The 14,009-nt window shown below is 66.0% G+C and carries 11 protein-coding genes; 5 read left to right on the top strand and 6 right to left on the bottom strand.

What is annotated here, in order from left to right; translation table 11 throughout:
- The first annotated feature begins 137 nt into the window (after positions 1–137).
- From QW863_RS16210 to QW863_RS16200, 3 genes are all read left to right on the top strand, one after another.
- Complete coding sequence (locus tag QW863_RS16210; protein ID WP_315715755.1) at positions 138–1,079, top strand: ABC transporter permease; 942 nt, start codon at positions 138–140, stop codon at positions 1,077–1,079.
- Positions 1,080–1,143: 64 nt separating this feature from the next.
- Positions 1,144–1,974 carry an ABC transporter permease gene (locus QW863_RS16205; RefSeq protein WP_315715824.1) on the top strand — a complete coding sequence of 277 codons (831 nt, stop codon included), beginning with the start codon at positions 1,144–1,146 and terminating at the stop codon, positions 1,972–1,974.
- A gap of 25 nt (positions 1,975–1,999) precedes the next feature.
- Positions 2,000–2,281 carry a hypothetical protein gene (locus tag QW863_RS16200; RefSeq protein ID WP_315715754.1) on the top strand — a complete coding sequence of 94 codons (282 nt, stop codon included), beginning with the start codon at positions 2,000–2,002 and terminating at the stop codon, positions 2,279–2,281.
- Between the two features lie 121 nt (positions 2,282–2,402).
- Here QW863_RS16200 and QW863_RS16195 read toward each other — a convergent pair whose 3' ends face one another.
- The 3 genes from QW863_RS16195 to QW863_RS16185 form a co-directional block, all read right to left on the bottom strand.
- Complete coding sequence (locus tag QW863_RS16195) at positions 2,403–5,501, bottom strand: MexW/MexI family multidrug efflux RND transporter permease subunit (protein WP_315715753.1); 3,099 nt, start codon at positions 5,499–5,501, stop codon at positions 2,403–2,405.
- Positions 5,502–5,581: 80 nt separating this feature from the next.
- A complete protein-coding gene (locus tag QW863_RS16190; RefSeq protein WP_315715752.1) occupies positions 5,582–6,772 on the bottom strand; it encodes an efflux RND transporter periplasmic adaptor subunit in 1,191 nt (396 codons plus the stop codon).
- A gap of 1 nt (position 6,773) precedes the next feature.
- Positions 6,774–7,460 carry a helix-turn-helix domain-containing protein gene (locus QW863_RS16185; RefSeq protein ID WP_315715751.1) on the bottom strand — a complete coding sequence of 229 codons (687 nt, stop codon included), beginning with the start codon at positions 7,458–7,460 and terminating at the stop codon, positions 6,774–6,776.
- Positions 7,461–7,741: 281 nt separating this feature from the next.
- Between QW863_RS16185 and QW863_RS16180 the strand changes: the two genes are divergently transcribed.
- Positions 7,742–8,959, top strand: a complete 1,218-nt coding sequence (locus QW863_RS16180; RefSeq protein ID WP_315715750.1) for a cytochrome P450 — start codon at positions 7,742–7,744, stop codon at positions 8,957–8,959.
- A 753-nt stretch (positions 8,960–9,712) separates the two neighbouring features.
- Here the strand turns inward: QW863_RS16180 and QW863_RS16175 are convergent.
- From QW863_RS16175 to QW863_RS16165, 3 genes are all read right to left on the bottom strand, one after another.
- A complete protein-coding gene (locus QW863_RS16175) occupies positions 9,713–10,654 on the bottom strand; it encodes an NAD(P)H-binding protein (RefSeq protein WP_315715823.1) in 942 nt (313 codons plus the stop codon).
- Positions 10,655–10,792: 138 nt separating this feature from the next.
- Positions 10,793–11,641, bottom strand: coding sequence for a VOC family protein (locus QW863_RS16170; RefSeq protein ID WP_315715749.1), 849 nt, complete (start codon positions 11,639–11,641; stop codon positions 10,793–10,795).
- On the bottom strand, positions 11,638–12,897 hold the full coding sequence (locus QW863_RS16165) for a Glu/Leu/Phe/Val dehydrogenase (RefSeq protein ID WP_315715748.1): 1,260 nt from the start codon (positions 12,895–12,897) through the stop codon (positions 11,638–11,640). The genes QW863_RS16170 and QW863_RS16165 overlap by 4 nt, the downstream gene beginning before the upstream one ends.
- A gap of 205 nt (positions 12,898–13,102) precedes the next feature.
- Between QW863_RS16165 and QW863_RS16160 the strand changes: the two genes are divergently transcribed.
- Positions 13,103–13,996: a sugar kinase gene (locus QW863_RS16160; protein ID WP_315715822.1), complete on the top strand. Its 894-nt coding sequence runs from the start codon at positions 13,103–13,105 to the stop codon at positions 13,994–13,996.
- Positions 13,997–14,009 lie beyond the last annotated feature (13 nt).

Below are 14,009 nucleotides of genomic sequence, written 5' to 3'. Positions count from 1 at the left end.
TTGGCCCCCCTTCGTTGGGACGCGACCGCGACGCCTCGCGCGCGCTGCGCTCCCTCGCCCCTTGTGGGGGAGGGAACGCTGGGAGCACGACCGGTTTCCGATGACGCGCCGGGTGACTGCCGCGAGGGACGCAGATCATGCTGACGTTCCTCGCCCGCCGCATCGCCCAGATCATCCCGACGCTGATCTTTGTCTCCATCCTCATCTTCTCGCTGCAACAGCTCCTGCCCGGCGATCCCGCGCTGGTGATGGCCGGCGAGGAGCGCGATCCGGCGGTGATCGAGCAGATCCGCAAACAGTATCGGCTCGACCAGCCGCTTCCGGTTCAGTACGGCTACTGGATCAAGGGCGTGCTCTCGGGCGATTTCGGCGAGTCGCTGCGCATCAAGATGCCGGTGCGCGACCTCATCCTGCAGAAGCTGCCCGTAACCCTGCAGCTCGCCTCGATGGCGATCGTGATCGCGTTCCTGATCGGCATTCCCGCCGGCATCGTTTCCGCCGTGAAGCGCGGGACGGCCTGGGACTATGCCGCCAACCTGTTTGCGCTGTGGGGCATCTCGACGCCGAACTTCTGGCTCGGCATCATGCTGATCTTCCTGTTCTCGATCCAGCTCGGCTGGCTCCCCGCCTCCGGTTACGTCTCGCCCGCCGAGGACTGGCGGGCCAGCCTCGCCGCCACCATCATGCCGGCCTTCGTGCTCGGCAACGCCATCGCCGCGATCCTGATGCGCCACACCCGCAGCGCGATGCTGCAGGTGCTGGGCAGCGACTACATCCGCACCGCGCGCGCCAAGGGCATCTCCGAACGCCAGGTCATCCTGCGCCACGCGCTGCGCAATGCCCTGACGCCGGTGATCACGCTGGGCGCGCTCGAGCTCGGGACGCTGTTGTCCGGCGCCGTGCTGACCGAGCAGATCTTCTCGATCCCCGGCTTCGGCAAGCTGATCGTCGATGCCGTGTTCAATCGCGACTACGCCGTCGTGCAGGGCGTCGTGCTGGTCACCGCCACCGTCTACATCATGCTGAACCTGATCGCCGATCTCGCCTATGTCCTCGTCAATCCGCGGCTGAGGAGCTGAGATGGCCGAGACGACGCTGTCAGCTCCGCACGGGGCACGCGCCCTCGCTCCGCTCGAGCGGCCGATGCAGCGCACCTTGCGCCGACTGGTGAAGCGCAAAGGCGCCATGGTCGGGTTCTGCCTGATCACGGCCTTCATCCTGCTCGCCGTGCTCGCGCCGGTGGTGGCGCCCTACGATCCCATCAAGACGAGCTGGGCGCTGGTGCGCAAGGCGCCGTCGGCGGCGCATTGGCTCGGCACCGATGATCTCGGCCGCGACGTGCTGGCCCGCGTGATCTACGGCGCGCGGGCCTCGCTGCTGGCCGGAGCGATCTCGGTCGCCATCGCGCTGGCGATCGGCGTCCCGATCGGCATGATCGCAGGCTACCGCGGCGGCTTCCTCGATGCCCTGATCAGCCGCATCACCGACGCGATGCTGGCCTGCCCATTCCTGATCCTGGCGATCGCGCTGGCGGCGTTCCTGGGGCCGAGCCTCGGCAATGCCATGATCGCGATCGGCATCTCGGCGACGCCGATCTTCGTCCGGCTGACCCGCGGCGAGGTGATGAGCGTCAAGGTCGAGGAATATGTCGAGGCCGCCCGCAGCGTCGGCGATACCGACCTGCAGATCGCGGTCAGGCACATCCTGCCGAACATCATGCCGGCGCTGCTGGTGCAGGCGACGCTGTCGGTCGCCGCCGCCATCATCGCCGAGGCCGCGCTGTCATTCCTAGGCCTGGGCCAGCAGCCGCCGGCCCCGTCCTGGGGCAGCATGCTCAACGCCGCCCAGCGCTTCCTCACCAATGCACCGTGGATGGCGATCTGGCCGGGGCTTGCGATCTTCCTGGTCGTGCTGTCGCTCAACCTGCTGGGCGACGGCCTGCGCGACGCGCTCGATCCGCAGCAGGACGAGTGAGCGAGGCCTCTCCATGCTAGCTCGAATGGCTGAGGATCTCCTGCGATTGTTGACGATCGTCGACATGGGGGCTGGCGTCGTGATCTGGGCGCTGGCGTTTCGCGAGCGGGTCTTGATGGCGAGCCATGCACCGGAATGGCGCGGCTGGTTCACGCTCCGCCGTGTCACTGCCGACGAATATTCCCGCGCCTATCGCACGCACTTCCATCGGTCATTGCACTACGCCTTCGCGTTTTTCATCATCATCGGCATCGCCGCTCTGCTGATCCTGCTCGACCATCTGTTCTTTAAGAGGCCGCTGTGCTGAGCGCCGCGGCGGGCGCCGCCGGCCGTGACGACAGTAAGGGGAGAAAGAGACGGCCCGACAAAAACGGCGACTGCCAGGAGCAGCCGCCGTTGATCTTCAGCCCCCCAAAGAAACTGCCCGCTCACGTCGCCTTCAGCGCGTGGTCGGTCTCGGCGTCGAACTGGGCGATCTGCCGGGCGCGCAGCGACTTGGCGGCGGCCTGGTGGTTGGTGGCGATGACGGTGTAGACGGCCGGCAGCACGAACAGTGTGAACAAGGTGCCGATCGACATGCCGGCGACGACGACGAGGCCGATCGAGAAGCGGCTGGCGGCGCCGGCGCCGGTCGCGGTCAAGAGCGGGATCAGGCCGGTGACCATCGCCGCCGTGGTCATCAGGATCGGCCGCAGGCGGATGCGCGCGGACGTCTCGATGGCGGTGCGGCGGTCCATCCCCTCGTTGAGCTGCAGCTCGTTGGCGAACTCCACCATCAGGATGCCGTGCTTGGTGATCAGGCCGACCAGCGTCAGCAGGCCGACCTGGGTGTAGATGTTCATGGTCGCCAGCCCGAAGAACAGCGGGATCAGCGCGCCGACGATCGCCATGGGCACGCTGATCATGATCACCAGCGGATCGCGCAGGCTCTCGAACTGCGCCGCCAGCACCAGGAAGATGATGACCAGCGCGAAGCCGAAGGTGATGGCGAGCTGATTGCCCTCCTGGACGTATTGACGGGCGTCGGCGAGATAGTCGTGGCTGAAGCCGGACGGCAGGTTCTTGGCCTGCTTCTCCAGGAAGTCGACCGCCTGCCCGACGGTGACGCCCGGCATCGGCACGGCGGAGAAGGTCGCCGAGTTGAGCTGGTTGAAATGCGTCAGCGAGTTCGGGTCGGTCGCGGTCTCGATGTTGACGACGGTCGACAGCGGCACCTGCTGGCCGGCCGAGGTCGCGACATAGTAGCCGGACAGCGATTCCGGCGAGATCCGCTTGTCACGCGGCACCTGCGGAATCACCTGATAGGAGCGGCCCTCGAGGTTGAAGCGGTTGATGTAGTTGCCGCCGAGCAGTACGGCCAGCGTGTTGCCGATCGACTGCATGGTGATGCCGAGATCGCTCGCCTTGCTGCGATTGATCCAGACCTTGACCACCGGCTGATTGAACTCGAGGTCGCTGTCGGAGACGATGAACATGCCGCTCTTGCGGGCGGCGTCCTTCAGCTTGGCCATCTGCTCATAGACCGCCTGGAAGCCGCTGGTCGAGCTGATCACCATCTGCACCGGCAGGCCGCCGGGGCCGCCCGGCAGCGCCGGCAGGTTGAAGGCGAAGGCGTTGATGCCCTCGATCTTGGACAGCTCCGCCTGCACCAGCGGCTTCAGCTTGATCGAGGAGCGCGTGCGCTCGTCCCAGGGCTTGAGCAGCATGCCGGCAAAGCCGCCCTGCGGGCCGAGGATGCCGTTCAGAACGAAGCGAAGATCGGTCTCGGGGAACTTCTGGAACGCCTTGTCGACCTTGTCTGTGTAGAAGTTGATGTAGTCGATGTTGGCGTATTTCGGTGCCTTGGTGATCGAGAACACGATGCCCTGATCCTCCTCCGGCGCCAGCTCCTTCGAGGTGTGCATGTAGAGGAAGCCGACGAGGCCGAGGATCGTCAGCGCGAACAGCGCCGTCACCGGCCGGTAGTCGAGCGAGCGGTCGAGCTGGCGGCCGTACCAGCGCGTCATCGCGCCGAACACGCGGTTGACGAGCCGCGCGAAGCGGCCCTCCTCGGCGCTGCGCAGCAGCACCGAGCACATCATCGGCGACAGGGTCAGCGCGATGACGCCGGAGACGATGACCGAGCCGGCGAGCGTGAACGCGAATTCGCGGAACAGCGAGCCGGTGAGACCGCCGAGGAAGCCGATCGGGGCATACACCGCCGCTAGCGTGATCGTCATCGAGACGACGGGGCCGACGATCTCGCGGGCGCCCTGCAATGCGGCCTGCACGGGTGCTTTGCCCTCCTCCAGATGGCGATGGATGTTCTCCACCACCACGATGGCGTCGTCGACGACGAGGCCGATCGCCAGCACCATCGCCAGCAGGGTCAGCAGGTTGATGCTGAAGCCGAACGCCAGCATCATCGTGCAGACGCCGATCAGCGACAGCGGGATCGTCACCACCGGAATGATGACCGAGCGCAGCGACGCCAGGAACAGGAAGATCACGACGATGACGATCAGCACCGCTTCGCCGAGCGTATGCTCGACCTCGTCGATCGAGGACTGGATGAATTTGGTGGAATCATAGGCCACCTTCATCTTCATCGATGGCGGCAGGTTGCGCTCGAGGTCGGGGAACAGCGCGCGCACGCCCTTGACGATGTTGAGCGGGTTGCCCTGCGGCGTCGCGTCGACGCCGATGAAGATGGCGCGCTCGCCGTTGAAGGCGACGCTGGCGTCGGTGCTCTGCGCGGCGAGCTCGACGGTGGCGATGTCCTCCATGCGGACGAAGCCGCCGTCCTTGGCCTTGACGATCATCCGCTTGAACTGGTTGACGTCGGTGAGGCCGGTGTTGGTCGTGACGTTGGAGACGATGAAATAGCCCTTCGCCTGTCCGGCCGCGGACTGGAAGTTGTTGGCCGCGATCGCTGCCGCGACGTCGGTCGGCGACACGTTGCGGCCGGCCATCTTCTCGGGGTTCAGCCAGATCCGCATCGCAAAGGTCTGGCCGCCGAGAATGTTCGCCGCGGCGACGCCGTCGACCGTCGACAGCACCGGCTGCACCACGCGCGTCAGATAGTCTGATATCGCCGAGCCCGACAGCTCCTCGCTGGAGAAGCCGAGATACATCACCGAGGTCGTCTGTCCCGTCGTCTTGGTGACGATGGGATCGTTGGATTCCTTCGGAATGAGGTAGCGGACCGAGTTCACCTTGGCGAGCACCTCGGTGAGCGCCTGGTTCGGATCGAAATTGAGCTTGATGAACACCTGGATCGTGCTGGTGCCCTGCACCGAGGACGAGGTGATGTAGTCGACGCCCTCGGCGGATGCGACCGCCTGCTCCAAGGGCGTGGTGATGAAGCCCTGCATCAGATCGGCGGAGGCGCCGGGATAGACGGTCGTCACGTTGACGACGGTGTTGGACAGCTTCGGATATTGCCGGATCGGCAGCACGAAGGCGGCGCGCAGGCCGAGCAGCAGAATGAGCAGGCTGACCACGACCGACAGCACCGGGCGCTTGATGAAGATATCGGTGAAACGCATCGCGGCAATCCCGTCAGCAGAAGTCAGATGAGGTCCGGGCGGGCCGCCTCAGGGCGGCCCAGCATTGGATCAGAGGTCGCTCAGTAGCGCGGCGGCTTCGCCGGGACCGGCGGCAGCGGATCGGTGGAGATCGCGACCGCGGCGCCGGACTGGATCTTGAGCTGGCCGACGGCGACGACGCGATCGCCTTCCTTGAGGCCCTTGAGGATCACCGCGCGGCCGTTGATGCGGTCGCCGGTCTGCACATAGATGCGGTCGGCCGTCAGCGCGGTCTTGCCGTCGTCGGTCTTCTTCTCGTTGATCACGAACACCGAGTCGCCATAGAGCGTGTAGTCGACCGCGGTCTCCGGCACCGTCAGCACCGGCGGCTTCTCCGGCAGCACCACGGTGGCGGTGGCGAACATGCCCGGCTTCAGGATGCGCTCCGGATTGGCGATCGTCGCCTGCACGCGGATGTTGCGCGTGTCGGTCGCGATCTGCGGCTCAATCGTGGTGATCTTGCCTTCGAAGGTCCGGCCCGGATAGGCATCGACGCCGATGCGAACGGTCTGGCCGACCTTGAGCTGGCCGCTGTCCTTCTCCGTCACGGTGAAGTTCACCCACAGCTCCGACAGATCGGTCAGCGACACGATCTGCGTGCCGGCGCTGAGATACTGGCCAACCTCGACCTTGCGGACGCCGAGATCGCCGTCGAACGGCGCGCGCACCAGCTTCTGCGCGATCAGCGCCTCGGTCTTGGCGATGCCGGCCTGGGCCTGGTCGTACGCGGCCTGGGCCTGGTCGACGGTCGCCTGCGGCCCGAACTGGCGCGACGCCAGCTGCTTGGCGCGATCAAGCGACAATTGCGCCACAGTCACCTGGGCCTTGTAGTTGGCGAGATCGCCCTGATCCGGCGCGTCATAGAGCTGCACCAGCGGCGCGCCCTGCTTCACCGTGGAGCCCGGCGTGAACATGATGTCGGTGATGCGGCCGCTGACGTCCGAGGTCACGTTGACCTGATGCACGGCGGCGAGATCGCCGACTGCGGTCAACAGGTTCGGCACCGTCTCCGAACTCGCCGTCGCGACGCTGACGTTGAGCGGCGGCGGCTTCATGTTGGCGAAGAACTGCGCGATCATCTTGTCGCGGAACATGTTGAACCATACGAGACCGCCGACCAGCGCCACGAGCAGGCCGCCAACCACGATGAACCACAGCACCGGGCGGGTGCGCTTGCGCGGCTTGCCGTGGACCGGCTTTCCTGAGAGCTTGGGTTCCGTCGCAATGTTCATGTCATGCACTTTCTGCCGTCGCCGGCCGGGCCGGAGGTTGCGACAATTCGTGATCGAGGTAGCACGCAATGGCGGCGTCGGTCAGTCCGATGCCGCGCAGGATGAATTCGCTGAGCTGGCGCTCCAGGCTCGCCGCAGTTCCATACGGCACACAGGGAATGGATGGAAGCCGCGTCAATGCCGCCATCAAGACCGTGTGATGCGCGAACCAGAACAGATCGCGCGGCGCGGCCGCCAATCGCACGGCGTCACCGGAGGCAACGGCGCTGTCCAGAGAGTTAACGAACTTGGCGCCGATCAGATCATCGATCTTCGTATACAGCAGCCTTGCGAACTCGCCATCGTCGAGATGGCTCGACGCCATCAGCCGCAGCCGCTGCTCTTCTTCCTCATTGGGGCCGTCGGCAATGCCGAGGAAATGCCGGACCATCCCGGCCATCAGCATGACCAGCGTCGCGGTCGAAGGTTCCTGGCTGAGCAGCACCTCGAAATCCGGATCGGTCTCGCACTCCTCGGTGAGGATCTCCGCATAGAGCGCCGCCTTGGAGGGGAAATGTTTGAACAGCAGCGCTTCCGAGATCGCCGCCGCGGCGGCCACGCTCTTGGTCGTGGTGCCGGCATAGCCATGACGCGCGAAGCAGCGCTTGGCTGCACCGAGGATCAGCTGCCTCCGGAGATCGCTTGTCATGCGCAAGGTGGACATCGGCCGTGAGTAAATACTCACTTGATCTATGTCAAGAAAGATGCCGCGGCGCAGCAGGGTCGGCGGCCAAGTCCCTGAAATCGCAGGCGGGATTTCACCGGCGCCAAAGGCAATTCTATACCTCTCAAAGCGGCGGATCTGGGGCACCCGCTCCATCGGTGGACGCAGGGCCGCGCGGGAACCACCGCGGCGGGCACATTTTCTTCCGCCGCTCGCCGTGCGACGCTCACCGGGACAAAAACAAGAATCGGCCGGGAGGACTAGACATGACCGACGACGCAGCGCTCGCCAGCCAGTTCGATCTCGAGAGCCTGACGCCGGAGTTCTACGCCGATCCCTACCCGACCTATCGCGCGCTGCGCCGGCACGCCCCGGTCAAGCGCATGCGCAACGGCTCCTATTTCCTCACCCGCTACGACGATCTGGTCACCGCCTACAAGGCAACCAGGACGTTCTCGTCGGACAAGAAGCGCGAGTTCGCGCCCAAATACGGCAACTCGCTGCTGTACGAGCATCACACGACGAGCCTCGTCTTCAACGATCCTCCGGCGCACACCCGGGTGCGCCGCCTGATCATGGGCGCGCTGTCGCCGCGCGCGATCGCCGAGATGGAGCCGGCGCTGATCGCGCTGGTCGACGGACTGCTGGACCGGATCGCCGCCAAGGACCGCTTCGAGCTGATCGAGGATTTCGCCGCGGCAATTCCGATCGAGGTGATCGGCAACCTGCTCGGCGTGCCGCACGAGGAGCGCGGTCCCTTGCGCGACTGGTCGCTCGCCATCCTCGGCGCGCTCGAGCCGGTGCTGTCGGCCGAGCAATTCGCCTGTGGCAACCAGGCGGTCGGCGACATGCTGACCTATCTCAAAGACCTGGTCGCGCGGCGGCGCGCGGCTCCCGGCAATCCCGAGCGCGACGTGCTGACCCGGCTGATCCAGGGCGAGGCCGACGGCGAGCGGCTGAGCGAGACGGAGCTCTTGCACAACTGCATCTTCCTCCTCAATGCAGGCCACGAGACCACCACCAATCTGATCGGCAACGGCCTGGTCCTGCTGGGCCAGCATCGGGCCGAGCGCGAGAGGCTGATCGAGGCCCCCAACCTGATCCGCACCGCGGTCGAAGAGATCCTGCGCTACGAGAGCTCCAACCAGCTCGGCAACCGGATGACGACGGAATCCGTCGAGCTTGGCGGCATCGCGTTGGCGCCCGGAACATCGGTCACGCTGTGCATCGGCGCCGCCAACCGCGATCCCGCCCAGTTCGACGATCCCGAGCGCTTCGACATCACCCGCCTCGCCAACCGCCACCTCGCCTTCGGCACCGGCGCCCATCAATGCGCCGGGATGGCGCTGGCAAGGCTGGAGGGCGCGGTGGCAATTGGGCGGTTCTTGGCGCGGTTTCCGAACTATCAGCTCGAGGGCGAGCCAGTGCGCGGCGGCCGGGTGCGGTTTCGCGGGTTTGCGAGCGTGCCGTGTGTGGTCGGCTGAGGCGAGGATCACGTTGCGCGGCGTGACCGAAGCAATTCAGTCCGCAATCCGCCCTACGCGCGGCTGTCGGAAGGTCCGACCGGCGACACAAAGAGGGCGATCCCCGCCCGCTTCCGCCGACACTCACCCGTCGAAAGAATCTTCTTTCTTTTTTTCAGAATTCGTGTATACGTTCTCCCGTCCCGCCTCACAAGAGGGGCGCTTCGCGGTCGTCACGAACGTCGGGTGCGGGATGCGGTGGGCGTGTCGGTGCTGCGCGCGAGTGAACCTCGCGCGGACGAACGGCAGCGATGCGCACGGTCAAGTCGCGTGGTCCTGACACCCCGACGCTGGTGTCACGCCCGTGCCGGCGCTCACGCGCCGCGCGGGCAACGGTGGCCAGAAAGCCCGGAGCACCGGGGAGAACGCGAAGCAGCCGTCAAACCATCGCGCGGGGAATGCCGGGTGTTCTCGGCTGAACCTGTGGTTCCTGCCGCCTGCATTTTTTCCGCAGGCGGGCCATGGGTGCGGCCAGCGCCCGGCATTCCCCGTGCCCTCTTCTCGAAGAGGGCAGGACGAACGGTAAAGCTCGGACGCGAAATCGCGCCGCGAGATGGTGACCGCATGTTTCACCGCCGTCCGCTCAAGTCTCACCGCGCCAACACAACTCTCACCATCGTCATTGCGAGCGAAGCGAAGCAATCCAGGGCCGCGCACGCGACTCTGGATTGCTTCGTCGCTTCGCTCCTCGCAATGACGGGGAGAGACCGGGACTTAAAATACAGCGTGGTCGCCGCGCTCGGCCGTGGCCGCGCCGCGGATCAGCTTGGCGTAGTAGTCGAACAGCGTCTCGGAGCCCGTCGAGGGTGTCGCGTCGGCGTCGTAGCGGCCGGTGGCGGGATCGAGCACCAGCATGGATTCGGTCGCGTAGTAGCGGCCGATGCGGGCGAGCTCCGCCTTGTCGGCCAGCGACGGCACGATCCGCTTGGCAATATCGAGCCCGCCGATCATGACATCGAGCAGCACCACCGGGACGTGCCGGAAGTGCGGCTTGCGTCCGAGCAGCGCGAACAGATGCTCGCCCTGTTCGATCGGCGTGATGGCGGGGCCTGGGCCGCCGATCGGCAGCACCCGGTTCCAGCGGCGCTCGTCGTCGAGACATCCGGCCAGATAGTCGCCGAGGTCCCCGTCGCTGATCGGCTTGCACGACGTCAACCGGCCGTCGCCGAACACCAAATAGGGCCGGCCCTGCCTCACCCGCGCGACCTGTCCCGACAGCGACTTGAAGAACGCGGTCGGGCGGACGATCGAGTAGGTCAGCCCCTGCTCCATCAGATGCGCTTCGAACGCCAGCTTGGCCCTCTGAAACGCCAGCAGCGGCTTCTGCACGCAGATGGCGGACAGCAGGACGAAGTGACTCACACCGGCACTCCACGCGGCATCCAGCACGTTCACATGCGCTTGGTCGTCGATCGCCTGGGCATCCCTGGGCACGCCGGTCCGCGAGGCCATGCAGGACACCACGGCGTCGAACCGCTCACCGCCAAAGCCGTCACGTGCGAGGCAGGCGGGATCGGTGACATCCCCCGTCCTGACGGTGGCGCCCGCGATCTTTACGGCGTCTTGGCGCGGACGCACGAAGCAGACCACCTCGTGCCCGCGCGCGACGAGCGCGCGTACCGTGGCACGGCCGATCGTTCCCGTCGCGCCAAGCATGAAGACGCGGCGTGGACGGGACACAGTGGCGGGAGCCGGTTCGGAAGGAGAGATCATCGGCGTGGCAAAGACTCCGAATGCCGTTCCGACCTATATCACGGGCGGCTGGCCCATGACGCCGTCGGCTCCGCTTCGACCTCACTCCGCCGCGCGCGGGGTCTTCTCGAGGATCAGCGTGTGGATGCCGCAGGTGCCGCTGTAGAGGCTCATCACCCGTGTGCCCGGCTTGCGGCCGGCGCGCGGCTCGGAGACCTGCAGGCCGGCGGCGAGCAGCCGCGCGCGCGTCGCCTCGATGTCGGCGACGCGCCAGCTCAGGCCCCACAGCTTGTCATGGGCCTTGTCGTTGCCGGCGACCGGCCGCTTCACCACTTCGACGATCAGGTCGCCGCAGCGGAAGAACATCAACTGGCCCCATTCCTGATGGCTGCGGTCGAGCGCCATGTCGAGGCCGAGCCGCGCGCCGTAGAGCGCGGCGGCGCGTTCGGGATCCTCGGTCGAGATCACGATATGGTCGAGGCCGAGCACGGCCGTATCGGCGGTCTTGGCGGACGGCGGGCGCGGCTCGGCGAGCTCGAGGAAGAACATGCGCACGCCACGCGTGAGATCGGTCATGGCGCGGGTGCGCTTCCAATGCAGCGTCTGGCCCGAGATGCGGTCGGTGTTGTCGACCTCGGCAATCGGATCCGGCTTCAGCGCGACCCGCTCGAGCCGCCGATGCATCTTGCCGATATCGCCGGTGGCAAAGCAGATACTGGCGAGCCCCTCGCCCCAGATCTTGATGACGTTGCGGATGCGGTCGGCGGCCACGCCCTGGCCCGCCGGCGCCATCAGCTCCAGGCTCATATTGTCGAGCGTGAACAGGACGCGATCGGCGCCCTCGCCCGAATTCTGCCAGGACGGCTTGCGCGCCAGCAGCGTCTCGAACGCGGCGCTGCCGGCCTGGATGTCCTGCAGCAGGACGACGACGTGGTCGAGGCCGGTGATCACGGAAACAGCCCTCGCGAGTTCTTGGCGGCGCGCACCTTCTCCACGCCGATCGCCATCGCCGCGGTCCGGTGGGAGATGCCGTCGGTCTTGCCGCGCGTCAGCATGCGCTCGAAGGCACGGTCAAGGATCTGGTACTCCCTGCGCATCACCTCCTCTTCCTCCCAGAACAGCTGCTGCAGGTCCTGCACCCATTCGAAATAGCTGACGATGACGCCACCGGAATTGCAGAGAATGTCGGGAATGAGGAAGATCTCGTTGCGGCGCTGGTCGAGCACCAGATCGGCGTCCGGCGTGGTCGGGCCGTTGGCGGCTTCCGCAATGACGCGGCATTTCAGGTTCGCCGCCACCTTGGCGTCGATCACCCGCTCGACCGCGGCCGGCACGAGGATGTCGCAGGCCAGGGTCAGGATCTCCCGCGGATCGAAGGCGAGCTCGGTGGAGAAGCCGGCGATGCTGCCGTGCCTGGCGGCGTGCGCCATCAAGGCCGGGACGTCGAGGCCGCGCGGATCATGGAGGGCGCCGGTGTGATCGCTGACCGCAATCACCTTCATGCCCATCTGGTGGAAGCCGAGCGCGGCATAGGAGCCGACGTTGCCAAAGCCCTGCACGACCGCGGTGGACTTGGTCGGGTCGATGCCCAGCTCATCCATCACCCGCCGCGACACATGGGCGACGCCGCGGCCGGTCGCCTCGCGGCGCCCCAACGTGCCGCCGGAGAAGACCGGCTTGCCGGTCACGATCTCCATCACCGTCTGCCCCTGGTACATGGAATACGTGTCCATGAACCACGCCATCACCTGCTCGTTGGTGCCCATGTCGGGCGCCATCACGTCGGTATGCGGGCCGACGAACGGGATCATCTCCTGCATGTAACGGCGCGACAGCGATTCGAGCTCGCGCTTCGACAGCTTGGAGAGATCGACATTGATGCCGCCCTTGGCGCCGCCATAGGGCAACCCGACCAGCGCGCATTTCCAGCTCATCCAGATCGCGAGCGCGGCGACCTCGCCAATGTCGACCGTCGGAGCGAACCGCGTGCCGCCCTTGGTCGGCCCCATCGTCAGCAGATGCTGGACCCGGTAGCCTTCATAGACCGCGATCGTGCCGTCATCCTTGTGGATCGGACACGAGACGGTGATCGCCCGCTTCGGCAAGAGCAGCCGGTCCCGCTCGTCGGCTGGGATGCCAAGATGGTCGGCGATCACGTTGAACTGATTGGTGGCCATCTCGAAGACCGGACCCGCATAGACAGTCATATTCCACTCCCGAATCTGCGCTTCTGCAGGCCGGCAACCATAGCGCGACCCGAGCGCCGGCGGCAGGGGGCCACCGGTAGCAGACGGCCGATCTCAACCACCAAGGTGACGATTTGACGAAGAATTTCAGCGTTGATCCGCCTTGACCGCTTGCTAATCTGCGGCGCCGGGGCCGCGATCACCCCTTAGTGAGACAGAAATGGCAATGCAGGCCCTCTTCATCGGACAGACCTACATCGACGTGACGTTCATCACCGACCACATGCCGACGGGGGACGAGAAGCACGTGGCGTCCGACTATGCCGTCTCGTTCGGCGGCAATGCGGTGACTGCGGCATTTTGCTGCGCCAAGCTCGGCATCGTGCCCGACCTGATCGCCACCGTCGCCAATGACTGGCTCGGGCGGATGTTCCAGGACATGACCGCGAAATACGGCATCTCCGTCCATCCCCGGAAGGTCAATGCCTCCTCGCTGTCCTTCATCATGCCGAAGGACGGCAAGCGCGCCATCGTGCGCTGCCGCGACGATGCGCATATCCACCCGTTCCCGCTGCTCAATCTCGGCAATTGCAAGGCGCTGCATGTCGACGGCCACCAGCCCGACGCGGCGTTGCATTATGCCAAGCTGTGCCGCGAGGCCGGCATCCTGACCTCGCTGGACGGCGGCGGCCTGCGCACCAACACCCATGAGCTCCTGGAATATATCGACGTCGCGATCGTGGCCGAGCGGCTGTGCGAGCAGATGGACCTCACGCCGGAGAAGATGCTCGACTACCTGAAGAGCCGCGGCTGCCGCATCGGCGGCGTCACCCAGGGCGAAAAGGGCCTGCTCTGGTATGACGAGGTCGGCGCCGTGCATACGCTGCCCGCCTATCCGATCCCGCGCGAGCGCGTGATCGACACCAACGGCGCCGGCGACGTCTTCCACGGCGCCTATGTGTATTCGTATCTCGCCAATCCGGCGAAGGGCTGGAAGGAGCATTTCGAGTTCGCCCGCGCGGCCTCGACGTTCAAGATCCAGAAGCTCGGCAACGAGGCCGGACTGCCGACCCTCGCCGATATCGAGCTGGTCCGGCAGGAATTCGAAGCCCGCGTCTAGCGGTTGTGGGGGG

The sequence above is a fragment of the Bradyrhizobium sp. SZCCHNR1017 genome (genome assembly GCF_032381375.1).
GTDB lineage: Bacteria > Pseudomonadota > Alphaproteobacteria > Rhizobiales > Xanthobacteraceae > Bradyrhizobium.
This window is presented reverse-complemented; position numbering and strand designations above follow the sequence as displayed.